General features: G+C 48.3%; 22 protein-coding genes. 16 read left to right on the top strand and 6 right to left on the bottom strand.

Going from position 1 to position 23,572, the window contains the following annotated elements:
- The first annotated feature begins 6 nt into the window (after positions 1-6).
- The 7 genes from ebgA (at position 7) to C558_RS0112440 (ending at position 8,751) form a co-directional block, all read left to right on the top strand.
- On the top strand, positions 7-3,141 hold the full coding sequence (ebgA, locus tag C558_RS0112470) for a beta-galactosidase subunit alpha (RefSeq protein ID WP_040674972.1): 3,135 nt from the start codon (positions 7-9) through the stop codon (positions 3,139-3,141).
- Positions 3,134-3,916, top strand: a complete 783-nt coding sequence (locus tag C558_RS0112465) for an SDR family NAD(P)-dependent oxidoreductase (RefSeq protein ID WP_018756612.1) — start codon at positions 3,134-3,136, stop codon at positions 3,914-3,916. The genes ebgA and C558_RS0112465 overlap by 8 nt, the downstream gene beginning before the upstream one ends.
- Positions 3,917-3,939: 23 nt before the next feature.
- Complete coding sequence (gcvPA, locus tag C558_RS0112460; RefSeq protein ID WP_018756611.1) at positions 3,940-5,358, top strand: aminomethyl-transferring glycine dehydrogenase subunit GcvPA; 1,419 nt, start codon at positions 3,940-3,942, stop codon at positions 5,356-5,358.
- Positions 5,355-6,917 carry an aminomethyl-transferring glycine dehydrogenase subunit GcvPB gene (gcvPB, locus tag C558_RS0112455; RefSeq protein WP_018756610.1) on the top strand — a complete coding sequence of 521 codons (1,563 nt, stop codon included), beginning with the start codon at positions 5,355-5,357 and terminating at the stop codon, positions 6,915-6,917. The genes gcvPA and gcvPB overlap by 4 nt, the downstream gene beginning before the upstream one ends.
- Positions 6,918-7,080: 163 nt before the next feature.
- Positions 7,081-7,947, top strand: a complete 867-nt coding sequence (locus C558_RS0112450; RefSeq protein WP_018756609.1) for an SPFH domain-containing protein — start codon at positions 7,081-7,083, stop codon at positions 7,945-7,947.
- 17 nt (positions 7,948-7,964) lie between these two features.
- The gene (locus C558_RS0112445) at positions 7,965-8,159 is read left to right on the top strand and encodes a type II toxin-antitoxin system antitoxin (RefSeq protein WP_018756608.1); all 195 of its coding nucleotides are present in this window, start codon (positions 7,965-7,967) and stop codon (positions 8,157-8,159) included.
- Positions 8,149-8,751: a hypothetical protein gene (locus C558_RS0112440; protein WP_018756607.1), complete on the top strand. Its 603-nt coding sequence runs from the start codon at positions 8,149-8,151 to the stop codon at positions 8,749-8,751. The genes C558_RS0112445 and C558_RS0112440 overlap by 11 nt, the downstream gene beginning before the upstream one ends.
- Before the next feature lie 85 nt (positions 8,752-8,836).
- On the opposite strand, the gene C558_RS0112435 is transcribed toward C558_RS0112440, so the two are convergent.
- The gene (locus C558_RS0112435) at positions 8,837-10,312 is read right to left on the bottom strand and encodes an aminotransferase class I/II-fold pyridoxal phosphate-dependent enzyme (RefSeq protein ID WP_018756606.1); all 1,476 of its coding nucleotides are present in this window, start codon (positions 10,310-10,312) and stop codon (positions 8,837-8,839) included.
- A 206-nt stretch (positions 10,313-10,518) separates the two neighbouring features.
- Here C558_RS0112435 and C558_RS0112430 point away from each other — a divergent pair, with 206 nt between their 5' ends.
- Entirely contained in the window at positions 10,519-11,784 is a 1,266-nt protein-coding gene (locus C558_RS0112430) for an MFS transporter (protein ID WP_018756605.1), read from the top strand.
- A gap of 71 nt (positions 11,785-11,855) precedes the next feature.
- Here C558_RS0112430 and C558_RS0112425 read toward each other — a convergent pair whose 3' ends face one another.
- Genes C558_RS0112425 through C558_RS0112415 form a run of 3 tightly spaced genes read right to left on the bottom strand, consistent with a single transcriptional unit; the run spans position 11,856 to position 14,330 of the window.
- Positions 11,856-12,497 carry a DUF1054 domain-containing protein gene (locus C558_RS0112425; protein WP_018756604.1) on the bottom strand — a complete coding sequence of 214 codons (642 nt, stop codon included), beginning with the start codon at positions 12,495-12,497 and terminating at the stop codon, positions 11,856-11,858.
- A 16-nt stretch (positions 12,498-12,513) separates the two neighbouring features.
- Positions 12,514-13,161, bottom strand: coding sequence for a response regulator transcription factor (locus C558_RS0112420; protein ID WP_018756603.1), 648 nt, complete (start codon positions 13,159-13,161; stop codon positions 12,514-12,516).
- Entirely contained in the window at positions 13,158-14,330 is a 1,173-nt protein-coding gene (locus tag C558_RS0112415; protein ID WP_018756602.1) for a sensor histidine kinase, read from the bottom strand. The genes C558_RS0112420 and C558_RS0112415 overlap by 4 nt, the downstream gene beginning before the upstream one ends.
- Positions 14,331-14,508: 178 nt before the next feature.
- On the opposite strand from C558_RS0112415, the gene C558_RS0112410 reads away from it, so the two are divergent.
- The 5 genes from C558_RS0112410 (at position 14,509) to gndA (ending at position 20,133) form a co-directional block, all read left to right on the top strand.
- Complete coding sequence (locus C558_RS0112410) at positions 14,509-15,444, top strand: ABC transporter ATP-binding protein (protein ID WP_018756601.1); 936 nt, start codon at positions 14,509-14,511, stop codon at positions 15,442-15,444.
- A gap of 14 nt (positions 15,445-15,458) precedes the next feature.
- Complete coding sequence (locus C558_RS0112405) at positions 15,459-16,631, top strand: ABC transporter permease (protein WP_018756600.1); 1,173 nt, start codon at positions 15,459-15,461, stop codon at positions 16,629-16,631.
- Entirely contained in the window at positions 16,624-17,784 is a 1,161-nt protein-coding gene (locus C558_RS0112400) for an ABC transporter permease (RefSeq protein ID WP_018756599.1), read from the top strand. The genes C558_RS0112405 and C558_RS0112400 overlap by 8 nt, the downstream gene beginning before the upstream one ends.
- A 192-nt stretch (positions 17,785-17,976) precedes the next feature.
- Entirely contained in the window at positions 17,977-18,573 is a 597-nt protein-coding gene (locus C558_RS0112395) for a hypothetical protein (protein ID WP_026263883.1), read from the top strand.
- Between the two features lie 150 nt (positions 18,574-18,723).
- Positions 18,724-20,133, top strand: a complete 1,410-nt coding sequence (gene gndA / locus C558_RS0112390; RefSeq protein ID WP_018756597.1) for an NADP-dependent phosphogluconate dehydrogenase — start codon at positions 18,724-18,726, stop codon at positions 20,131-20,133.
- Here the strand turns inward: gndA and C558_RS0112385 are convergent.
- Entirely contained in the window at positions 20,117-20,449 is a 333-nt protein-coding gene (locus tag C558_RS0112385) for a hypothetical protein (RefSeq protein WP_018756596.1), read from the bottom strand. The genes gndA and C558_RS0112385 overlap by 17 nt on opposite strands.
- A gap of 260 nt (positions 20,450-20,709) precedes the next feature.
- Between C558_RS0112385 and C558_RS0112380 the strand changes: the two genes are divergently transcribed.
- The gene (locus C558_RS0112380) at positions 20,710-21,222 is read left to right on the top strand and encodes a shikimate kinase (protein WP_018756595.1); all 513 of its coding nucleotides are present in this window, start codon (positions 20,710-20,712) and stop codon (positions 21,220-21,222) included.
- Between the two features lie 12 nt (positions 21,223-21,234).
- Here C558_RS0112380 and C558_RS0112375 read toward each other — a convergent pair whose 3' ends face one another.
- On the bottom strand, positions 21,235-21,534 hold the full coding sequence (locus C558_RS0112375; protein ID WP_018756594.1) for a rhodanese-like domain-containing protein: 300 nt from the start codon (positions 21,532-21,534) through the stop codon (positions 21,235-21,237).
- A 73-nt stretch (positions 21,535-21,607) separates the two neighbouring features.
- Here C558_RS0112375 and aroA point away from each other — a divergent pair, with 73 nt between their 5' ends.
- Both aroA and C558_RS0112365 read left to right on the top strand, forming a co-directional pair.
- Complete coding sequence (gene aroA, locus C558_RS0112370; protein ID WP_018756593.1) at positions 21,608-22,897, top strand: 3-phosphoshikimate 1-carboxyvinyltransferase; 1,290 nt, start codon at positions 21,608-21,610, stop codon at positions 22,895-22,897.
- A 214-nt stretch (positions 22,898-23,111) separates the two neighbouring features.
- The gene (locus C558_RS0112365; RefSeq protein ID WP_018756592.1) at positions 23,112-23,543 is read left to right on the top strand and encodes a CoA-binding protein; all 432 of its coding nucleotides are present in this window, start codon (positions 23,112-23,114) and stop codon (positions 23,541-23,543) included.
- Positions 23,544-23,572 lie beyond the last annotated feature (29 nt).

Genomic DNA, 23,572 nt, shown 5'->3' with positions numbered 1-23,572 from the left:
GCTGTGATGAACAACAACACGGTACAGCTGAATGATTGGGAGAACTTAGAGGTATTAGAACGAAATCGAATGAAGAGCCGCACGTATTTCCACTCGTATGCCGATGCGACAACTGCATTATCGTATGAGCGGGGCCAGTCCCCTTGGTATCAACAATTAAACGGGATGTGGAAGTTCTATTTCGCTGAAGCGCCGCAGCTTGCACCTGATTTCTATCGGGCGGATTACGATGTGACCGGATGGGACGCGATTGCAGTACCGGGACATTGGCAGCTGCAAGGGTATGGCAAGCCTCATTATACGGATTTATTGTATCCGATCCCGGTAGATCCGCCGCGTGTGCCATCGGAAAATCCGACAGGATGCTATCGCAGAGATTTCTATGTGCCCAAAGCTTGGGATGGCAGACAAATAGTCCTTCGGTTTGAAGGTGTAGATAGTGCTTTCCATCTGTGGGTGAACGGTGAAGAAGTAGGCTACAGCCAAGGCAGCCGGCTCGCATCCGAGTTTGATATAACCAAATATGTCCAATCAGGCCATAACCAACTATCGGTTAAGGTCTATCAGTGGTCCGACGGGACTTATGTTGAGGATCAGGACATGTGGTATATGAGTGGGATTTTCCGGGATGTGAGCCTTTGGGCGCGTCCTGATGTGCAGGTTCGCGATTTTACGATTCGCACGGACGTGACGGAGGATCATGGGCAAGGCACACTGCATGTAGAGACGAATCTTGCGAACTTAACCGGTCAAGTTGCGTCGGGCTATCAACTCCGCTGTGTGTTATGGGACGCGCTACTGCAGACCGAGGTGGGCACGGCCCGCGTAGAGCAAGTTGCGATTCCTGCTGGTGGAGAGATGGATATTCAGGTTCAGATCGAAGTGGCAAATCCATTGCTATGGTCTGCAGAGACACCGAATTTATATCATGTATTGATCTGCTTGGAAAATGAGCAAGGTGAATGCATCGAATGCATTCCTTATCGCGTCGGCTTCCGTACCATTGTGATCAAGAAAGGCAACTTCCTCGTGAACGGCGTTGCGATTCAACTCAAAGGGGTAAATCGTCACGATCATCATCCGGAACTTGGCCGTTATACGCCGCGAGAGACGATGCTTCAAGACGTGATCATGATGAAGCAGCACAACATTAATGCCGTTCGGACTTCGCATTATCCGAATGACCCTTATTTCTACGATCTATGCGATGTGCATGGACTGTATGTCATGGATGAGGCCGACCTCGAAACGCATGGCTTCGAGCCGCTCGGTAACATTAGCAAGATCAGTGATGATCCGGCTTGGAGAGAGGTCTACGTTGAACGGATGGAACGCATGGTGGAGCGGGATAAGAACCATCCGAGCATCATTATGTGGTCGATGGGGAATGAGTCTGGCTACGGCTGCAACTTCGAAGCAATGGCAGCTTGGTGCAGAGCGAATGACTCGACACGCATCATTCATTACGAAGAAGATCGCGAAGGGAAGTCCGTCGACGTGATGAGTACGATGTACTCGACCTGCGAGAAGCTGTCAACCCTCTGTGAAACAGATCTCGAAGTCTCAGAGGACATTCGCAAGCCTCGTATCATTTGTGAGTACGCGCATGCGATGGGCAATGGACCGGGCGGATTGAAGGAATATGACGACGTATTCCGCAAGTATAAGGGCCTGCAAGGCGGATTCATCTGGGAGTGGATCGATCATGGGATTCAGCAGGTCAATGACAAAGGTGAAGTGTACTATGCCTACGGCGGCGATTTTGGCGATGATCCGAATAATTCGAACTTCTGTATCGACGGGTTAGTGTTCCCGGACCGTACGCCTTCGCCAGGGCTTTTGGAATATAAGAAAATCATTGAGCCGGTATATACCGAAATGGTCAATGCGGAGCAAGGGCAGCTCGTAATTGAGAACCGTTATGACTTTATTGGACTTGATCATTTGGAGCTGAACTGGTCGATTCAGATCGAAGGCGAAGTACGTCAGAGCGGTTCGCAGTTATTGCCGAACGTACAGCCGGGCGAGAAAGTGGTTATTACAATACCTTACGATGTGAAAGCTCTGACTTCACGCGTGGACACGACGGCGTATCTGACAATTCGCTATGCATTGCATGCCGACTGCGCATGGGCGAAGAAAGGCCATGAGTTCGCGACAGCGCAATTCGAATTGACTGTGTTAACAGAGGCGGCTGCGGTAACGACCACCTATCACGAACCTATTCAAGTGGAACAGGCGGGTCAGCGTCTCGCCGTGAAGGGTTACAATTTCGAGCTTGGATTCGATCTCGTACGCGGAAAAATAACGTCTTGGCAGTATGAAGGACATGCGATGATCGAGGACGAAATGGGGCCGCTGCTCTCTTTCTGGCGCGCACCGATCGATAATGATATGTACGTTGTGCAAGATTGGCGCAAGGCTTATGTGCACAAGATGACGCACCGAATCGACCATGTGAAGTGGGAAGCACTGAGTCCGTCATCGCTTCGTATTGAAGTACAAGCACGTGTGGCACCGATCGTAAGCGACTGGGGCTTCCACGTCACGTATGTCTATAGCGTATCCGGTGATGGACATGTGCAGGTAGACGTTCAAGGTTCACCAATCGGCACGCCGCCGAAGATGCTTCCGCGCATCGGGCTTGAACTGCGCATACCAGGCGCGATGGATCAAGTCGCTTGGGAAGGCAGAGGTCCTGGAGAGTCGTATTCAGACAGTAAGCAAGCGAATCTGTTCGGGTTCTATAAATCGACAGTGGATGATCTATTCACGAATTATATTTACCCGCAAGACAACGGGAACCGTACCGATGTGGCATGGGCGTCGCTCACGAATAAGCGCGGCATCGGGTTATTCGCAGCAGGTTTGCCGCAGCTCCTCGAGTTCAGCGCGCACCGCTACACGAATGAAGATCTGGAGCAAGCGAAGCATACGACGGACCTCAAGCCGCGTGAGACCATTACGCTGCATCTCGATTACCGCCAGAATGGTCTAGGCAGCAACAGCTGCGGTCAGCCGCAATTGCCGCCGTACGAGCTTCGTCCAGAAGCATTCCAATTCGGTATGATTCTGAAGCCATATTCGAATCAAATGATTTCACCATCTACTTTGCGAAAGGGGTTCAACGAACATGAATAATACTGCTAATATTTTACGCCTGGATTCTAGAGTTGCTGTCGTCACAGGAGGAGCTTCCGGTATTGGATTCGCAACAGCGGAGATGCTCGCGGAGTTTGGTGCGAATGTCATGCTGCTGGATATTAATGAACAACTCGGTGAGCAAGCGGCGGCGACAATTCGTGAGAATGGAGGTCAAGCGAAGTTCTATCGCTGTAACGTGACTTCCGGTGCAGATTGCCAGCAAGTGGTTGAGCAGATCAAGAGCGACTTCGGACGTATCGATATTCTATTTAACAATGCAGGTGTTATTCGCCGGAAGACAGTGGTCGAACTGGAAGAGAAGGATTGGGATCTAGTGATGGACGTGTCGCTGAAAGGGGCATACCTTCTGTCCAAATATGCCATTCCGGTCATGGCTGCGGGTGGTGGCGGAAGTATCGTGAATACCGGTTCCGGTTGGGGACTGAAGGGCGGCGATCAAGCTGCGGCTTACTGCGCAGCCAAAGCGGGTGTCGTTAACCTGACGAAAGCCATGGCGATTGACCACGGTCCGCAAAATATCCGCGTGAACTGTGTATGCCCAGGCGATACGGATACGCCGCTCCTTCGCGATGAAGCAAAGCAGCTAGGCAAAGAGGAGAAATCATTCCTCGTATCTTCGGCATCCGGACGCCCACTAGAGCGTCTTGGCACACCGCGCGATATTGCAGGTACCGTATTATTCTTAGCAAGTGATCTGTCCAGTTGGGTAACAGGCAGTGTTGTTGTCGTTGATGGCGGCGGCTTAGCATAACAAATAACGAATGAGGTGATCGCATGGAAACGCGTAGAAAAGCAAGTGTACATCCCTATATTCCGAATATGATTCCTGAGGTACAGCGTCAGATGCTCGATGAGATCGGTGTCGAACGGATTGAGGACTTATACGATATTATTCCCGATGCCATCAAAATGGATCGCTTAATGGATATGCCTCCTGCATTATCCGAGTTCGAATTAAAGCGGGAGATCGATAAGCTGCTCCAGAAGAACAAGAGTGCGAATGAGACGATCAACTTCCTTGGTGCGGGATGCTGGCAGCATTTCATCCCTGCGGTATGTGATGAGATTAATCAGCGCTCGGAATTTGTAACGGCCTACGCAGGCGAGCCTTATGAAGATAAGGGCCGTTTCCAATCACTATTCGAATACCAGAGCTTGGTGGCAGAGCTCGTCGATATGGATGTTGTGAATGTACCAACGTTCGACTGGGCGCAAGCCGCATCGACATCGCTGCGCATGGCGTCTCGGATTACGGGACGCACGGAAGTCTTGCTTCCTGCGACCATCGATCGTGATAAGCTCATGATTATCGCGAATTATATTACACCGCAATTATCCTATCAGCTTGTTGATTTTAACGACCCGTCAGGTGAGCTGGATCTAGAAGACTTGAAGTCCAAAGTTAATGCGAATACGGCGGCGGTCTACTTCGAGAATCCGACATTCCTCGGTACGATTGAATCGCAAGGACAGCAAATTGCTGACATCGCTCATGCGGCTGGCGCGTTATGCGTCGTCGGTGTCGATCCGAGCTCGCTAGGCGTCTTGAAGCCGCCAAGTCAATACGGCGCAGATATTATCTGCGGTGATCTTCAGCCATTAGGGATGCATATGAACTATGGCGGCGGTCAGGCTGGATTTATTGCAACACGTGATGAAGAGAAATTCGTTATGGAATACCCGTCCCGTCTGTTCGGGATTGCGCCGACGATAGTAGAAGGCGAATATGGCTTCGGGGACGTTGCCTATGATCGTACGTCCTTTGCACATCGCGAGACGGGCAAAGAGTCCGTCGGTACACAGACGGCACTATGGGGGATTACTGCGGGGGTCTACCTTGCATTGCTCGGCCCTTACGGGATGCAAGAGCTCGGTCAGACAATCATGCAGAAATCGCAATATGCAGCAGAACTGCTCGCAGCGATTGATGGCGTAGAGATTCGCTTGCAATCAACCTTCTTCAAAGAGTTCGTCGTTGACTTCAACGGTACAGGCAAGACGGTTCGTGAGATTCATCGTCAATTGCTAGCTGATGGTATTCAAGGCGGTAAAGATCTATCCGAAGATTTCCCTGAACTCGGTCAATGTGCATTGTATTGCGTGACGGAAGTACATGCGAAGGAAGAATTAGAGACGCTTGCTGCAGCCATTCAGAGAGCATGCGTCGTGAAGGAAGAGGTGGAATCGGTATGAAACGGATCGTTAGAGATCATAAGGTGAGAAATTTCCATCAAGCGAAATGGGATGAGCCGATCATATTCGAGCTTCATAAGCCGGGTGAACGCGGTGTTGAGGTTCCGCAAGCAGAAGCGGAGATTGAATCTACCGTAGGTGATGGCATTTCTCGCATTCCGGATGGAATGAAACGCACGACGCCTCCAGCTCTTCCGGAGATTGGTCAGGCGAAAGTGCTTCGTCACTATCTTAGACTATCCCAAGAGACGATGGGCTCCGACTTCAATGTGGAGATCGGCCAAGGGACATGTACGATGAAATACATCCCGCGAGTGAATGAGATGATGATTCGGACGCCGAAAATCATGGATCTACATCCGTTACAAGATGTCAGCAATGCACAAGGGATTCTGGAAGTGTTCTACAAGCTTGACCTCGCGATGCGCGAAATCTCTGGCCTGGATAAATTCTCCTTCCAACCAAGCAGCGGGACACAAGCATTGCTCGCAATGGCATCGATCGTGCGTGCTTATCATGATTCAAGAGGCGAAGGCGAGCAGCGTAACGAGATCATTACGACAATCTTCTCGCATCCATCCCAAGCGGCAACAGCGGTCGTGAAGGGATATAAGATTATTACCTTGTACCCGGATGCGGATGGCTTCCCAGACATTGAAGAGCTGAAGAAAGTGATCTCAAGCCGCACAGCAGGCTTCGTCGTAGCGAATCCAGAGGATACAGGTATCTATAATCCACGGATCAAAGAGTTCACTGACCTTGTTCATGAAGCGGGAGGGATTTGCTATTACGATCAGGCGAATGCGAACGGACTTCTCGGCGTAACACGCGCGAAGGAAGCGGGCTTCGATATGTGCTTTTTCAATTTGCATAAGACGTTCGCTGCACCGCATATGTGCGGTGGGCCGGCGACGGGCGCGCTCGGTGTCGTGGATACACTCATTCCGTTCCTTCCGGGGCCGATCGTGGAATACGATGGCACGAGCTATGATCTGAAGGAAGTCGGCGACTTAAGCATTGGTAAAGTCCGCAGCTTCCACGGGGTCGCACAGACGGTGCTTCGCTCCTATGCATGGGTTCGCAGCCTAGGTGCCGAAGGCTTGCGTCAGGTGGCACATACAGCCGTACTGAACAATAATTACTTGTATCACAAAATCCTTGAAATCCGCGGTGCATCAGCTCCATACGTGAAAGGGAACCGCTTAGAGCAGGTTCGTTATAGCTGGGAGCAAATGACGCAGGAGACAGGCGTAACGACAGAGGACGTAACCCGCCGGATGTGTGACTTCGGTCTTCACTACTGGACTAGTCATCATCCCTATGTTGTGCCGCAGCCATTCACGCTGGAGCCTACCGAGTCTTATTCAAAAGAGGATTTGGATGAATACATTAATGCCCTCCAGCAGATCTCGGACGAAGCGTACAGCAATCCCGAGATTGTGAAGAACGCGCCAACGCGCAGTACGGTTCACCGCATCGAGGATTCGAGCTTTGATGATCCAGAGAAATGGTGTATTACGTGGAGATCGTATTTGAAGAAGACGACACCAAGCGAATAATGTCGCATCTATAAGTGCAATCCAGAGAACCTAGCTTCTACCATCTGATGGTCGAAGCTAGGTTTTTTGTGTTGTGACGACAATCGGACAAATATATTAATTTACAATATTAGTTAAAAGTGATATCATAAAGATATCTTAGAGATATTAAGGAGTGAGTTGTATGTTTCAGGAGAAGAAGAGTCCTAACGTGAATGGCTTTTGGGGATTACTGCTGGCGCTTGTGGCCATCGGGGCAGGTGTGTATGTCCTTATTGCGGGTGGCAGTGCTTCGAATGGTCTTTTGATTGCATTAGGGGTCGTGCTTGAAGTGGTCGCCGTCATCTTGTTGACAGGGCTAACGATCGTGCAGCCTAATCAAGCGAATGTCATTACCTTTTTCGGTCAATATTTAGGTGTCATTCGTCAGAGTGGTTTCTATATGACGGTTCCTTTCTCATCCCATAAGAAAGTATCCTTGCGTGTTCGCAATTTTAATAGCGCTAAGTTAAAGGTTAACGATGTGGAAGGGAATCCGATTGAGATTGCAGCTGTTGTCGTATTCTCCGTGGTGGATTCGGCGAAAGCGCTGTTCGAAGTGGATGAATATGAGACGTTCGTCGAAATTCAGAGTGAGACGGCGTTACGCCATGTTGCGAGTAAATATCCTTATGACGGTGCGGATGGAGCAGGCTTCTCGCTGCGCAGTAACGCGGAAGAGATCGCGATGGAGTTAAGTACGGAACTGCAAAATCGTCTTGCCATCGCGGGTGTGAACGTGATCGAGTCTCGGTTAACGCACCTTGCATATTCAACGGAAATCGCAAGTGCAATGCTGCAGCGCCAGCAGGCATCAGCAATCATTGCTGCACGTGAGAAAATCGTCGAGGGTGCTGTAACCATGGTTCAAATGGCAATTCAGCGCCTAGAGGCGGATGGTGCCGTGGAGCTGGATGAAGAGCGCAAAGCTGCGATGATTAACAATTTACTCGTCGCGATTGTGTCGGATCGGTCTGCCCAGCCGGTGATCAATACGAGCACGCTGTACTAAAGGAGTAATCCGTTACCATGGCAGGTAAGAAGAAGAGTTTTCCTCTACGCCTTGATCCGACCATATACGAGGCTTTAGAGCGCTGGGCAGCGGATGAATTTCGAAGCGTAAATGGTCATATGGAATATTTGCTGCGTGAAGCACTAAGAGAGGCGGGACGTCTCCCCGTGGTGAAGCGGCACAGGAAGGAGGAGGATTCGGATGACGAGTAATTCGAAGAAGGACTTCGTTCGTAAGAAGTGGTGGGAGCCGAAGAGTACGGGGATTCTCCGTCAATATGCGCATATCAATCATGGAACCTATCATGCCTCCTCCTTGAAAGGCTTCAACTACACACCTCAGCATGTGATGGTCAACTCCCGCAAAGGGGCAGGGGAGATGCAGGTGATCATTATCGAATCTGGGAATAATGCAGGTTCGTCCGATACGTTAGAAATTGTATACACCTATCGATCACGGCGTAAGCTGGAATTCTCTTTGTCTTCAGCGAAACGGATCGGTTTCTGGCTGCAACGATTACGGCCAACAACGATGCCGAATGCTGCACTGGCTAAGCTGTTTAAGGGCAGTTCAACCCACCCTAGCATACTCCGGTCTGTACTTAAGCACGAGCAGCTTCACGACAGGCTCATTGAGCATCCCAGTGCGGAAATTCGCCTGCACATCAAAGACCATAACGCCAAGCTCACGTATCGTGAACGTATCAAGAAGCTTGATGAGCACAATATAGCTGAGAGTGTGGAGATGATGGAGCAGCTCATCGAAGCACTTCAGGATCAGAGTGTGATTTATGAACCGCGATAATTTGACGTTCGGGTCATTCGCGCCATAGAACGAAAGGACCGCCCACGAGTTCAATCTGAACTTAAGGGTGGTCCTTTTTTATAGATTAGAAAATCGCTTCTGTCTCGACAATAACTTTCACGTTCTTAATGCTGCGGTCTTCTGGTCCTTTGACCGGTAACCCGACTTCGACATGATCCATGATGTAGTTAATGTTCTCTTGCGAGATCACTTCACCTGGCAATAGAATCGGGATGCCTGGCGGATAGACGTAGATGAATTCCGCGATGATACGTCCTGCGGATTCCTTGAACGGAATCACTTCCGTATCTGCGTAGAACGCTTCACGCGGTGTCAAGGAGAGGTGCGGGATCTCAGGAATCTTCACGACCACTTCTTTCACTTCATTCATGTTATAGAAGGTTTCTGACATTTCACGAAGCGCCCGAAGGAGCGTATCTACTGTCTCCTGTGTGTCTCCTGGTGTTACCAGACACAGAATGTTGTACATATCACTGAGCTCTACTTCGAGATTGTAATGCTCGCGAAGCCAGTTCTCCGCTTCATAGCCAGTCATGCCAAGATGGCGAACGTGGGTCGTGACTTTCGTCGGATCGTAGTTATACGTCGCTTCGTCGCCTAGGATCTCATCGCCGAAGCAATAGAGGCCAGGTATCGAATTGATTACTGTACGGGCATACTGCGCGAGTCGAATAGCTTCTTCTGCAATGGCATGTCCGTTAAGCGCTAGATTGCGACGGGATGTATCTAATGAAGCGAGCAGGATATAGGATGTCGATGTCGTCGTCAACATACTGATAATCGTCTGTACACGCTGCTGATTAATATAGCCGTTCTTCGTATTCACGTTAAGCACCGAACTCTGCGTCATAGAGCCGCCCAGCTTGTGCACGCTTGTCGCTGCCATATCGGCGCCTGCTTGCATCGCAGACATTGGCAGATCCTCATGGAAATGAATGAGTACACCATGTGCCTCATCGACAAGAACAGGTACGTGGAAGGAATGCGCTAGATCAACGATTTCTTTCAAGTCAGCACAGATGCCGTAATACGTCGGGTTAATGACCAGGACAGCCTTGGCATCCGGGTGTTTCGTCAATGCCCGGCGAACGGACCGCGTCGTGATGCCATGATCGATTCCGAGATTCTCGTCACGTGCCGGAGAGATAAAGACCGGACGCGCGCCAGAGAAGATGATGGCGGACATAATCGATTTGTGCACGTTACGTGGGACGATAATCTTATCGCCTGGCGAACAGACGGACATGATCATCGTCATGATCGCGCCGCTTGTTCCTTGGACAGAGAACAAGGTGTGGTCCGAACCGAAGGCGTCAGCAGCAAGCTTCTGTGCCTCTTCAATTACGCCAGTCGGCTGATGCAGGTCATCTAGGGGAGCAATATTAATCAAGTCTATAGAAAAGGCGTTATCGCCGATAAATTCACGGAATTCTTGATCAGAGCCGGCTCCTTTTTTATGGCCTGGGATGTGAAACTGAACGGGATTGCTCGCAGCATGCTGCCGAAGAGCAGTGAACAAAGGTGTACGTGAATGATCCATTCTTTCATCCCAACTTTCTCGAATTAATAAACAAACAAGGAGAAGTATAACAAAAACGTGGGGGAATGCAAGCAATTTATTAGTGGATATTTGGAAGATTTCATGGACAATGTGCAATTTTTCCATCATCTTGGGCCACACTAAAGAAATAGGTGTACCTGCGGACTTGAAAAGGAAGACGAAGTTGAAGGAGGAGTTGGTTGGATATGGAAAGGGCGAAGATGAAGGGGAAGCTACGGCATTTGTTCTCCCCATTTGTTATTGAATTGCTAATCATTCTATTTCTTGTGGAATTTGTGAAAGGAGCGCTGCTCGTTACGATCCTTCCCATTTATATGGGGACGGTCCTTGGGCTCTCAACCTTTGCGATTGGCTGGGCCTTCTCGCTTCAATATATCGGAGATAACATATTCCGCAGTCCGATAGGTTGGATTACAGAACGGGTAGGCTACCGAATCAGCATGCTAGCGGGATTAATCATCACCTTCATATCCGTGGGGCTCATCGCTTTTACCTCGAATTTATTTCTAATCGTAATTGCCTGTTTATTGCTCGGGATCGGGACGTCTCCGCTCTGGCCATGCGTTATTACAGGCACGACACAAGTAGCGGGAGAGAAGGCGCAGGGGACGGTGCTTAGCATTGTCTATTTCGCTTGGCTCAGTGGAACCGGAGCGGGACCTGTTGTCATTAATTTTTTTGTTGCTAAGTCGTATGCACCGGCTTTTCGAGTCTTGTTAGTTTGTATGGCTGTCGTCACGATTGTTGCTCTTTTTTTGCCGGGAAGACAGCAAACAGAGGAGCTGCATGCGCAAGAGGACATGCAGAATTTGAAGTCCAAGGCGAGGCTGTCTGTTCAGAATCTGTCTGGTAAAATACGAGAGACCTTGCAAGATGTGCGGCGCAATCTGCACGTAAGCTGGCAATTTTTCGTCGCGCTTTTTCTGCAGACCTTCTCGATCGGCTTACTTACACCGGTAATTACACTATATGCCCGAACGGTCATTGGCCTTACGCCAGCACAGTACAGTCTCCTGCTGATGATTGGCGGAGGGATTACCGTGCTGGCGCTTATTCCGATGGGAAGATGGGTGGATAAGATTGGGACGAAATGGTTCTTGCACATCGGATTTGGATTAACGGCCGTCACGTTGTTCTTCTTCGCAACTGCACGCGCGATGTTCCTTGTCTATATCTTGGTCTGTCTTATTGGCATTGGTTACGCACTGATCGTTCCCGCTTGGAATGCTTATATTGCTTCCGTGATTCCGAAGTCTGAGCGAGGGGCCGTCTGGGGATTTTTCCTTACGATTGAAGGATCAGGGATGGTTGTTGGTCCGATTATATCGGGTAGACTGTGGGATATTCTTGGTCCGCATGCGCCGTTCTACGGCAGCAGTTTGGTGTTAGCCGTATTATTCGGGATTCATTGGTATATGACTTCGAGACCACGTGCAAAAGTGACGGCTTGACGACAAAAATATAAGGCAGTACGGTGTCCGATAGAGGTCACTGTACTGCCTTTTCATATTCACTGCGAAGATTAGAATGCGAGTCGATATAGCGGCAATAACTGCTCAAAGGTATGCTCAATGGTCGAGAGCAGTTTCTCTCCGTCGGCAAGCAGCGGATTATCGCGATCAATACGTAGGCCGCAGAGTACTTCTGATTTCTGAATGTGCTGCAATTTGTGAATGATGGTCTCGTAAGCCTCCTCATTCATGTCTGCATGCGATGTTCCCTCTGGCTTCATATGATCTAGAGACCAGAAGAAGTTCACCGGGACTGCTGCACGTACGTCTTGCAGATGCTCGGATAGATGCTTCGCGAACACCTTCTTATTATCACTCTCATAGATGACAGCGAAAATAATGAAGAGATGCGACTCGAACATGCCGACTTGAAAATGCGGATGAGCTTTGTAGCCGCGCTTGTTATTCGCCCATGCGACCCATGTATCGTTTGGCGGGTTGATGGTGCGTCTTGCATGCTTCGCGACGTGGGGGAACATCTCTTCGCCGCAGAGTGCCGAAAGATGGGGTGCAAGTTGGTTGCCAAGCTCTGTGAGCTTCGGACGAACTCGCTCGATTAATGCGCTCATACGCGCTTCTAGCCCCGGAATAGCGAAGACATCGAAGTCCGCTGCAACAAAATTCGTATTTATAGCTTGTGTATTGGTTGTCATGATGAGGTTAAGCCTCCTATGTTAAATAAAAGATTGCAATTTGCGTTCGATCTCTTAATGCTAATTTGCTAAGGATGTCGGAAATATAATTTTTTACCGTACCTTCGCTAAGGAAGAGCGTCTGCGCAATTTCTTTATTGGATTTGCCCGCAGCGATGAGTTCCACGATCTGTTGCTCTGCTTTCGATAGCTGGTGCTGGGCAAGCTTCGCGCTGCGATCCAATGAAGCTGGGTTCGGTCTAGGTTCGCTCACAAGGGTTGCGAGCTTCCTTGCAATATCCGGATGGATGAGCAGATCACCACGATGCACGGTTCGAATGCCTTCCATTATCCGCTCCGGAGGAATGTTCTTGAGCAGATACCCGCCCGCACCGTTGCGAATAGCCTCCACAATATAATCATCATCATCGAATGTCGTTAAGATGAGGACGGCAATATGAGGCGCATGCGCCTTGATTAGCTTCGTACCTTGAACACCATCGCATTCCGGCATTCGAATATCCATCAGCACGAGCTCAACTTCGGGATGCGACTGAATGAAGGCGAGTGCCTCATTCCCATTCGCGCAGGTACCGATGACCTCAATATCCTGCTGTAAATCAAGGATCATCTTCAAGCTCTCACGGATGAATGCATCGTCATCCACGAGGAGGATTCGAATCATAGTGTTGCTCCTTCCGATAATGTACTTTCTTTAGGATAATGCGGCAGACGCGTGATGATGCTGAATTGATCGTCGCAAATCCAATAGAGCTGTCCACCGATTAGATGAACGCGTTCTTCCATGCCACGCATGCCTATGCCTTTCCGTATTTGCTCCGAATCTGGCACGCTTCCATTATTGCTGATCCGCATTTGGATCTGATCGGGTTCGTAACGTAGTAGAATGTGAACCTCGGTTGCTCCCCCATGACGAAGCGCATTCGTGATGGCTTCCTGTGCATTGCGGTAGAGTACATATTCGATGCTAGGATAGAGCGCGTAAGGCAGACCTTCCATGTGATATTCCATGGCAATTCCGAAGGTTTCACGGGTCGATTGAATCAAGTGGTCCAACGAATATTGTTGGGAATCCTGAATTGGCGGCGCAATGCGTCGTACGGTCCGGCGAAGCGTCTCCATGGAATCGCTCATTTGATCGCGAACCTGTTCGAGCATGGCGATCGCTTGATCGGGCTTCGTCTTGTAGATCTGTAGAATGGCTTCTGTCATCATCTTCTGCCGAATAAGTCGATGTCCAAGATCGTCATGGATGTCTTTCGAGATCCGGTTCCGTTCTTCGAGCTGGGCGAGCTGCTCCACCTGCTTCGCGTATTGGACAAGTCGTGTTCGGGCATCGCTTAGCTCCAGATGACTTAAGCTTAGTTGATCGTACAGCGTTTCTGCCTCATTCTTCTGAACCGAAGTCATGCGAATCCCGATCAGCAGCAGGGCAGTAAGTAGGAATGTCACATTGGCGACGAACACCATCATGCTAGGCTGATGGATTAGCGTGATGTTATACCCAATGAGCAGGAGAAGACAACCAGCGATCTGGTGATTCAGATCTTTCCATGGTGTCGATTGCTCGAACAGCGCGACTAACGGAGATAACAGCATTAAGAACGTGATGCCATGGTAGTGAAGACTGATATAGATGCAGAGCGCCGTTTCAGCTGCGAATAGGATAAACGCAAATGGTTGCAGCTTCAGTAATCGCACACGAGCTAGCAGCAATGTCATGAGGGTGAATGCGACATACACAGCGGGGGATCCGATATCTCCCCACCAGATCGTTCCGATGGCCGGAATGACGAGGAGGAGATGGCGCACCCAGGATAAAATGGCAAACATATTGGCACACCCTTCGTCCAAAATCATGAAAATAGTATACCACACCAAGCCATCATGGTCATGAGATGACTTTAGTCACCTCAACTTCATGACGAATCGGACGTGTGTGACGGAGAAATATCTCCTACAATGAGTACATAACACATAACGGAGATGGAACGGAAGGGGATATAAGGTGATGAGTTTTGTTGAATTGAAGCAAGTGTTGAAACGTTATGATACAAAGGTGACGGTGAACCATTTAAGCCTCAAAATCGAGAAGGGTGAAGTATTCGGCTTATTAGGACCGAACGGTGCGGGCAAGAGTACGACGATCCATATGCTGACTGGCCTCTTGCCTTATGATCAAGGTGAAATTCTTATCGATGGACGATCAGTCCACAAGCATACGATAGATATCAAAAAGAAGATCGGACTTGTGCCGCAAGACTTAGCGATTTATGAGACCTTAACGGCACGCGAGAACGTGACATTCTTTGGCCGATTGTACGGTCTTAGCGGCAAGCTGTTGCGTGAGCGGGTAGACGAAGCACTCGATTTCGTCGGGCTGAAAGACCGTGCGGGAGATAAGCCGGGGGCCTACTCGGGCGGGATGAAGCGCAGATTGAATATCGCTTGTGCCATCATGCATCATCCAGAGCTTATCATTATGGATGAACCAACTGTAGGGATTGATCCACAGTCTCGCAATCACATCATGGAGTCGATTCGGAAGCTCAATGCCATGGGATCAACGATTATTTACACGAGTCATTATATGGAAGAGGTTGAAGCGATCAGTACCCGGGTTGGGATTATGGACCACGGCCAACTGATTGCATGCGGTACGAAGGAAGAACTGCTCGAACAACTTGGGCGTGATGAGAAAATGTTCATTACCGTGGATACATTGCGGGATTCCGTTCTCGTTGAGCTTCGCCGACACCCGCACATTCTGAGTGTTGAGGTTCTCGGGAATGAACTGGAGATGCTGCTGAAGCCAACGGATACGGTATTTCAAGATATTCTATTCATTCTGTCGAGTCATCAGATTAAGCCGATATCTTTCAAGCGTGAAGAACCGAATTTGGAGACGCTGTTCTTATCATTAACAGGACGTACCTTGCGTGATTAGGGGGGGAGGATCATATGCGTAACATACTACATGTCATGAAACTGGAATTGCTTCAAATTTCAAGGATGCGAAGCGTTCTTCTTATCTTGTTCGTCTTACCACTGTTATTGATCTTCGTATTAGGATCGGCGCTGTCGAGTCAATTCTCTGCGAATGAATACACGCCTGAGCAAGTGAAACTTGCGGTATATAACCAAGATACAGGCATGATGAAGTCGATCTTACAGCAATTCTTCCAATCAACGAAAACGCAAGAGATCCTAAGCGTAACGAATGTGGATTCTGAGATGGAATTGAAGAATCGTATCCAGGCACGTGAAGTGGATGGCGGTCTTATCATTCCAGCTACATTCTCCACAGAGATCATGGGTGGTCATACAGCAGATTGGACGTACGTCGCAGGACCGACCACGAGCAAGAATGATATGGTACGAATGATGCTGCAAGCTTTTACAGATCAGACGACGCAAACGCAAGCTGCAGCCATAGTCCTTGGCGTGAACGGAACACCGATCAATAGTTCTAGCCAGAAGGCGGAGTCGATAAATGCGGTGAAGATCGGCAAGCTGCAGGATAATCTCTACGAAGCGAGCTCCTTCCAGTATTATTCTTGCACAATGCTCATTATGTTCTTGTTGTTCGGGGGGATGTCATCAGCGATTAGCTTGCTGCGGGAACGAGAGAACAAGACGCTCCAACGGATGATTGCCGCGCCAGTAGCTGTCTCTCATGTGATCTTGGGCAAATTGCTCGGCGCAACGATCCAGTCAATCATTCAAGGTGCTCTTATTATTGGGTTCACGGGGCTCGTATATGGCGTGGATTGGGGAGAGAACCTCTTAGGGGTTGGTCTGACCGTATTCTTCACAGTTATTGCATCGATTAGTCTAGCTGCGGTTCTAGCGGGTATTCTGAAGAGCAGTAAAGCAGTGGAGTCGATATATTCAACCATTGTATTCATAATGACCTTTCTAAGCGGCGGCATGATTGTATTCGTTGGTGGAGAGCTCGAGAGTGTCGGGAAGTTCACCTTGAATTATTGGGCAAATGGGAGTGTTTTTCGATTCATGATGGGTGTGGATGTGAATACGGCGTGGCATTTATTATTCGTATTGATGGGCATCGCCGGTGTGCTGCTTCTTCTGGCAATACGATTCGCAAGAAGGGTAGGGAGCATTTATGAATAATAGCCTAATTATTGCTGGATTCTTCATTCGTCGTATGCTCGGCAGTCGAAAAGCACTACTCAGTCGGATTATCATACCCGTTGCTGTCATCTCTGCCATTATTGGAATTACCGCATCCATGGGTGCTGAGAATATCCGAGTTATCTACTACAATGCGGATCAAGGTCAGCTCGGGAAGCATGTGGTGACTGGATTGCAAGGCAAACAGGGCTTCACGGTCGAACCGGTTGACAGCATGGAAGAGGTGAAGCGTCAGATCGTTGCGCATCAAGCGAGTGGGGCTCTCGTGATTCCACGGGATTTCTCAGCAGTCTTATGGGATGGCAAGCTGCCTGACGTAGAGCTATTCGAACTTACGCAGACCAAGTCAACCGTCATGCTTCGCCAATATAGCGATGCTGAGATCTCTCGCGTGCAGCAGGCTATCGTTCAGACAAGAGCAGCAGATGCTGCGATAGCGCAAGATCATCAAGCGTTGCTCGAGCGCCTGCTAACACAGCAAGAACAGCCTGCGATTAAGACGAACATAGATCCAGGGCACTATAATTTGAATCCTTACTTTAATACGATTATCGGGATCATGCTCATGTTCCTCTTAATGATGAGCAGCGGCGGCATCCATATTATTATGGAAGACCGGGTAAATCGAACGATGCAGCGGGTATATAGTGCTCCGGTTCGCGCTTGGGAGATAACATTAGGGAATTTCCTTGGGAATGCGGCGATCGGTACGATTCAGATTAGTGTCACCTTGCTCTTCACGCGTTATGTGATCGGGTATGATTACAATGGCATTCCTTTATTGGCGCTATTCCTTGTGCTCGAATGTTTCTTGCTCGCAGCGATAGGAATGGCTAGTGCGATAGCTGGTACAGTTCGAGATACGAAGAGTTTGGGGCAAGTGAACAATATTCTAGTAACACCTACATGCATGCTTGGGGGCTGCTTCTGGCCGATCGCGATTATGCCGGATTTTATGCAGAAGATTGCTAATTTCGTTCCTCAAAAATGGGCGATTGACGCGGCTATGAAGCTTGCTGATGGGGAGCATCTCATGGCTGTAGCCTCGAATCTAGGGATTCTGCTGCTGTTCGCGGTTCTGCTGCTATCGATCGGAGCTTCGATTCTTAGACCGGCCCAGAGAGCATTATAGTTATCAGACGAGAAAGTCCCTTTGGGGGCTTTTTCTTCGTTTTATGAAGAATCAGGCTTGAAAATAGTCAATAAACCAAGTTACCGAAACATAAAATAACGTATAAGATATTGTAAAACCATAAGTTGTCAACATTTTCTAATGGAGACTAGGCTTGCTGGAGGATTCAATCACATGAAGGGAGGAATTGCCATGAACAAGAGCTACGAAGTGGAATATTGCAACTTGGAGCTGCGGTTCGATCGAAGAACAATCCAGAATTTGATTCGCGATTTGATTCATGAAGGCTACTCCTTATATTGGAGTGAGAATGAATCATTATTTATCATTTCCGTGCGTACAGGTCGTAAATTGGTCAAACTACGGTTCCAGCGGATTCAGAATCGCTACAAAATTGTAGGCAACTACACGATTAAAGATGAGAAGCTGTCAGAGTTTATGGAGCGCCTGATCGGAGACACTCGTGGGCATGCGGTTGTGAAGCGGTTTAAGGATCGACAAATTTTGATCGAGAGTATTTTGTTTGGGGAGTTAATTCTGCTCGTCGAAGTATCGGGTGTGGATCACCGGATTATTTTCCAGAAGCGGCCGCTCGTCACCACAGAGGAAATGATTCGTGCATTCCAATCGACACGCGCGGAAGAACGAATCGGCGTATTGCGTATGGAGCTTGATTATGAGCTATCAAATTTGTATGAAGCGTTGGAGCGGGAAGATGATGAATGTGTACAGCAGTGCAAAGAAAAATTGCTTGTCCTGCGCAGTGAAATGCTGCAACTTGAATGCTAGTAGGGGTTGTATGCTATCCAGACACCTCACGGCTGTTGGGGTGTTTTTGGTGTGAGGATGGAGTTAGGGGTTCACTTCTGCATATAAAAAGAGTAAAATAGGTATATTGAGAAAATCTACATATACAAAAGGTAAAGGGTGGAAAACCAAATGTCGAAACAGCAAATCGGGGTAATTGGTTTGGCGGTTATGGGGAAAAACCTCGCGCTAAACATTGAGAGCAGAGGATTCACGGTCTCCGTGTACAATCGTTCGAGAGAGAAAACAGACGATCTTGTACAAGAGGCGCAAGGCAAGAACTTATTCGGTACCTATTCCGTTGAAGAGTTTGTACAATCGCTAGAAACTCCTCGTAAGATTCTGATCATGGTACAAGCAGGTAAAGCTACCGATGCTACGATCGAACAACTTCTTCCACATTTGGATCAAGGGGACATCATCATTGATGGAGGAAATGCTTACTTCCCTGACACCGTTCGTCGCAGCAAAGAGTTGGAAGATAAAGGTTTCCGATTCATTGGTACAGGCGTATCCGGTGGTGAGGAAGGCGCGTTGAAAGGTCCTTCGATTATGCCAGGCGGACAAGAAAGTGCTTATCAATTGGTAGAGCCAATTCTTACAGCGATCTCCGCGAAAGTAAATGGCGACCCTTGCTGTACGTATATCGGACCAGACGGTGCTGGACACTATGTGAAAATGGTGCACAACGGCATCGAATATGGTGATATGCAATTGATCTGTGAAGCATATGATCTTCTCAAGAACGTTCTTCACGTTAGCGCTGAAGAATTGCATGAAATCTTTACAGAGTGGAACAAAGGTGAACTTGATAGCTATCTGATCGAGATTACGGCAGATATCTTCTCCAAATATGATCCAGAAACGAAAAAGCCTATGGTAGATGTGATTCTTGACTCTGCAGGCCAAAAAGGTACAGGGAAATGGACAAGCCAAAGCGCGCTTGATCTCGGCGTTCCGCTCTCCATGATTACGGAATCCGTATTCTCCCGTTTCTTGTCTGCAATGAAAGAAGAACGCGTTCAAGCTTCCAAAGTGCTTAACGGTCCGAAAGTATCGGCATTCGACGGCGATCGCGCTGCGTTTATCGAATCTGTTCGCAAAGCATTGTTCACAAGTAAAATCGTATCGTATGCACAAGGCTTCGCTCAAATGCGTGCGGCTTCTGATGAATACGGCTGGGATTTGAAATACGGTAACATCGCGATGATCTTCCGCGGCGGATGCATTATTCGTTCCCGTTTCCTACAGAACATCAAAGATGCGTACGATCGCGATGCAAATCTTCCGAACTTGCTTCTTGATTCTTACTTCAAGGATATCGTTGAGAACTACCAGGATGCATGGAGACAAGTCGTATCGGCAGCTGTAGCAAACGGCGTTCCGGTACCAGGCATGTCCAGCGCACTAGCATACTACGACAGTTATCGTACAGAAAGACTTCCAGCGAACCTGTTGCAAGCACAACGCGACTACTTCGGTGCGCACACGTTCAAACGTGTTGATATGGAAGGTACTTTCCACTTCAACTGGATGGATTAATCTCGGACCGGCTCTCCTGATCTTGAGGATACAGTCCGTGTACGGCTTCCATTAAGAGCTGGCGGAGTCGGTTGATTTCCTGATCATGCCCTGTGCGGCGATGAATGAGCAGCGTGGCAGCTTCAGCGAAATATTGGAAATTCTCTAAAAGGCGTGGTTGTGATAGATCCAATAATCGTGGATCTTTATCAGCCACCCTTTTTTTAATGAACTCCAGCACATAAATAATGTCATCCTTGCATAATGAGTGATTAGGATCAAAGATTCGATCTAGTCGTTGCGTTACTTTGTGTTTGTTCGATGTCTCCAACTGCATGGGAAGGCTCACTCCTATCTCAAAATTAGGAAAAAAAAGGCTATTAACATCTTTACGATTAAAAACCCTTTTTTATACGTTTAGAATTTAATAATTTCCGGGGGTCCCCGTGAAGTACCTGAATTACCTCGAAGACAAAGCACCATTTTGTAAGGTTATTATACATTCTTTTCTGGGTTTCAAATGTAATCTTTCCGTAAGTGTGGTATGATATGGGAAGTTTCGCTCACAGAAGATTAGGCGTTAGAGGTGAAAAACTGTTGGAAAATGACAAAAAACGCAATCTTATTCTGATCGGCTTTATGGGTACTGGGAAGTCATCGGTAGGGAAAATGCTAGCTGATATGATGAACTATAAGTTCGTTGATACGGATTCATATATCGAATCGAAGGCAGGAAGTTCAATACCTGAATTATTTGCTTCACGTGGTGAGGATATCTTTCGTCAATTGGAACAAGAGGCGATTCAGGAAATATTGCATAGCGACGGTCTTGTTGTATCGACAGGTGGCGGCTCCATACTACGTGAAGAGAATCGGGCTGCGATGCTTGCCGGTGGACAAGTCATTGCGCTAACGGCCGATGCAGACAGCATTATTGCTCGCGTATCGCAGGATCCGAATCGACCGTTATTGCAAGGAAGTGTGGAAGAACGTGTACATACGCTGTTAGAACAGCGCAAGGATGCGTATCGATTTGCAGATTTGACGATAGATACAACAGATTTGTCTGTGGATACGATCGTGGGGATCATTCTCGCCCATCATCGATAAGGTATTCGAAGCTTAGAGCTGGCTCCAAGCAAGCATGCCGCCTTCCATATTCTTGAGCCCTTCAAGGCCAAGTTCAGTGAGATACTCGCAGGCTCTCTCGCTTCGGTATCCACTGCGGCAGATCATAATAATTTCTCCCGTCTGCTTAATTTCATCGATGCGATCAGGTATTTGCCCGAGTGGGATGTGCACTGCACCAGCAATCATGCCTTGAGCGACCTCTTCGGGCTCACGCACATCTATCAGATTTAATGATTCACCGCGTTCAAGTCTTGTTTTTACTTCCTCGGGTTGAATTTGTACAATGTTCATTAGGTAGTCCCCCATTACTTTTCATGAAATCTGAACCTTATTTTAACATACATTATTGAAGGAGTGAATCAAGGTGGATGTGATTGTAACACCAACTTCGAGGCTTGAAGGAGAGATTCAAGCCCTATCTTCCAAAAACTATACGACGCGTTATTTGCTCGTTGCAGCTCTTGCGAACGGGACGAGTACAATTCATTTCCCAGCTCATAGTGAAGACAGTGATGCGATGCGTCGTTGTATTCGTGATTTAGGTGCTGTCATTGAGGAGGATGAGACCAAGATTGTTATAACTGGCTTTGGTAATCGTCCTGCGAATGTGAGTGAACTGAATGTTGGCAATGCTGGCGCAGTATTGCGCTTCTTGATGGCTATTGCTGCATTATGTCCAGAAGTGACATTTGTCAATACGTACCCGGATTCACTCGGCAAACGCCCGCATAATGATCTTATTGATTCGCTGCAGCAAATGGGTGTTGAAGTCGATCACCAAGAGGGCAAACTTCCGATTACGATTCGCGGTGGAAATCCGAAAGGCGGTAAAATTACCGTATCCGGAAATGTTAGCTCGCAATTCCTAAGCGCATTGTTATTCCTCACACCGATGTTGGAAGAAGATAGTGAAATCGAAGTCTTGCATGATCTGAAATCAAAGGTTGTTGTAGGTCAGACTTTAGAAGTGTTGGAACAAGCTGGCATTGTCATTCATGCGAGCGATGATTTGATGCATTACAAAGTGCCTGGCCGTCAGCAATATTTAGCGAAGGAATATATCGTACAAGGGGATTATCCAGGATCTGCCGCCGTACTTGCTGCTGCAGCTGTGACGAATTCCAATGTAAAAATTCATCGTTTGGCAGAGAATAGTAAACAGGGCGAACGTGCGATTGTGGATGTCCTCCGCATGATGGAAGTGCCGCTTACGCATGAGAACGGAATTGTTCATGTGCAGGGGAATCAGCAGTTAAAAGCACTTGAGTTCGACGGGGATGCCGCAACAGATGCGGTGCTTGCGATGGTCGCAGCAGCCGTATTCGCCGAAGGTACATCAAGGTTCTATAACGTAGAGAACCTGCGCTATAAGGAATGTGATCGAATCACCGATTACTTGAATGAGCTTCGCAAAGCGGGGGCGAATGTTGAAGAGCGCCAAGCAGAGATCATCGTTCATGGCAGACCTGAAGGTGTTGAAGGCGGCGTTGAGATTAATGCGCATTATGACCATCGCGTCATTATGGCATTGTCGGTCGTTGGATTGCGTGCCAAGGCACCGCTTCGGATCAAGGATGCGCATCACGTAGCGAAATCGTATCCTATTTTCTTCGATCATATGCAGTCCATCGGCGCACAAATCGAGTGGGTATAAAAGGAAGTTCAAAAAGTTATCTTTTGATCACGAAATATTTCATGAGGCAAACTCGACATCGAATCTTGCGTTCATCCTCGAAGTCCGGTACTCATTTAGGTTTTGCCTAAACTCCGTTCCTCCTTCTTCGGATACTCGCAACCTTCTCGGTGCTGAAAAGCCGATTTTTTGAACAAATATTATAATAAAATAATTACCGGAGGTGCTTGGAATAATGGCGTATCAGAACCCGTCTCAAGAAGAAATTCGTGATATACTCCGCAGTTCGAATGTCATAGCCGTTGTCGGATTATCAGAGAAGCCTGATCGAACTTCCTACATGGTAGCTGAAGCCATGCAGCGCAGAGGTTACCGGATCATTCCGGTGAACCCTGTCGTGGCAGGTACGAAGATCTTAGGTGAACTCTGTTATTCATCTTTGAAGGATATCCCGGAACAGGTGGATATCGTAAACGTATTCCGTAGGAGCGAATTCTGTGAACCAGTTGCTGAAGAAGCTGTAGCAATCGGTGCAAAGACGCTCTGGCTCCAACAAGGGATTATCAATATTAGCGCAGCGAATATTGCTGCAGGGGGCGGCCTGAAGGTCATTATGGACGTCTGTATTAAAGTCGCTGACTCGGTGTTGTTACCCGGCGGCAAATAATAACGGAATCGGGACCGTAGCTTGAAGGG

The sequence above is a fragment of the Paenibacillus terrigena DSM 21567 genome (assembly GCF_000374845.1).
Lineage (GTDB): Bacteria > Bacillota > Bacilli > Paenibacillales > Paenibacillaceae > Paenibacillus_K > Paenibacillus_K terrigena.
This window is presented reverse-complemented; position numbering and strand designations above follow the sequence as displayed.

What these genes read in the sequence shown, in the direction of transcription:
- ebgA (WP_040674972.1), top strand. Translation starts at nt 7, where the DNA reads ATGAACAACAACACGGTACAGCTGAATGATTGGGAGAACTTAGAGGTA.
- C558_RS0112465 (WP_018756612.1), top strand. Translation starts at nt 3,134, where the DNA reads ATGAATAATACTGCTAATATTTTACGCCTGGATTCTAGAGTTGCTGTC.
- gcvPA (WP_018756611.1), top strand. Translation starts at nt 3,940, where the DNA reads ATGGAAACGCGTAGAAAAGCAAGTGTACATCCCTATATTCCGAATATG.
- gcvPB (WP_018756610.1), top strand. Translation starts at nt 5,355, where the DNA reads ATGAAACGGATCGTTAGAGATCATAAGGTGAGAAATTTCCATCAAGCG.
- C558_RS0112450 (WP_018756609.1), top strand. Translation starts at nt 7,081, where the DNA reads ATGTTTCAGGAGAAGAAGAGTCCTAACGTGAATGGCTTTTGGGGATTA.
- C558_RS0112445 (WP_018756608.1), top strand. Translation starts at nt 7,965, where the DNA reads ATGGCAGGTAAGAAGAAGAGTTTTCCTCTACGCCTTGATCCGACCATA.
- C558_RS0112440 (WP_018756607.1), top strand. Translation starts at nt 8,149, where the DNA reads ATGACGAGTAATTCGAAGAAGGACTTCGTTCGTAAGAAGTGGTGGGAG.
- C558_RS0112435 (WP_018756606.1), bottom strand. Translation starts at nt 10,312, where the DNA reads ATGGATCATTCACGTACACCTTTGTTCACTGCTCTTCGGCAGCATGCT.
- C558_RS0112430 (WP_018756605.1), top strand. Translation starts at nt 10,519, where the DNA reads ATGGAAAGGGCGAAGATGAAGGGGAAGCTACGGCATTTGTTCTCCCCA.
- C558_RS0112425 (WP_018756604.1), bottom strand. Translation starts at nt 12,497, where the DNA reads ATGACAACCAATACACAAGCTATAAATACGAATTTTGTTGCAGCGGAC.
- C558_RS0112420 (WP_018756603.1), bottom strand. Translation starts at nt 13,161, where the DNA reads ATGATTCGAATCCTCCTCGTGGATGACGATGCATTCATCCGTGAGAGC.
- C558_RS0112415 (WP_018756602.1), bottom strand. Translation starts at nt 14,330, where the DNA reads ATGTTTGCCATTTTATCCTGGGTGCGCCATCTCCTCCTCGTCATTCCG.
- C558_RS0112410 (WP_018756601.1), top strand. Translation starts at nt 14,509, where the DNA reads ATGAGTTTTGTTGAATTGAAGCAAGTGTTGAAACGTTATGATACAAAG.
- C558_RS0112405 (WP_018756600.1), top strand. Translation starts at nt 15,459, where the DNA reads ATGCGTAACATACTACATGTCATGAAACTGGAATTGCTTCAAATTTCA.
- C558_RS0112400 (WP_018756599.1), top strand. Translation starts at nt 16,624, where the DNA reads ATGAATAATAGCCTAATTATTGCTGGATTCTTCATTCGTCGTATGCTC.
- C558_RS0112395 (WP_026263883.1), top strand. Translation starts at nt 17,977, where the DNA reads ATGAACAAGAGCTACGAAGTGGAATATTGCAACTTGGAGCTGCGGTTC.
- gndA (WP_018756597.1), top strand. Translation starts at nt 18,724, where the DNA reads ATGTCGAAACAGCAAATCGGGGTAATTGGTTTGGCGGTTATGGGGAAA.
- C558_RS0112385 (WP_018756596.1), bottom strand. Translation starts at nt 20,449, where the DNA reads ATGCAGTTGGAGACATCGAACAAACACAAAGTAACGCAACGACTAGAT.
- C558_RS0112375 (WP_018756594.1), bottom strand. Translation starts at nt 21,534, where the DNA reads ATGAACATTGTACAAATTCAACCCGAGGAAGTAAAAACAAGACTTGAA.
- C558_RS0112365 (WP_018756592.1), top strand. Translation starts at nt 23,112, where the DNA reads ATGGCGTATCAGAACCCGTCTCAAGAAGAAATTCGTGATATACTCCGC.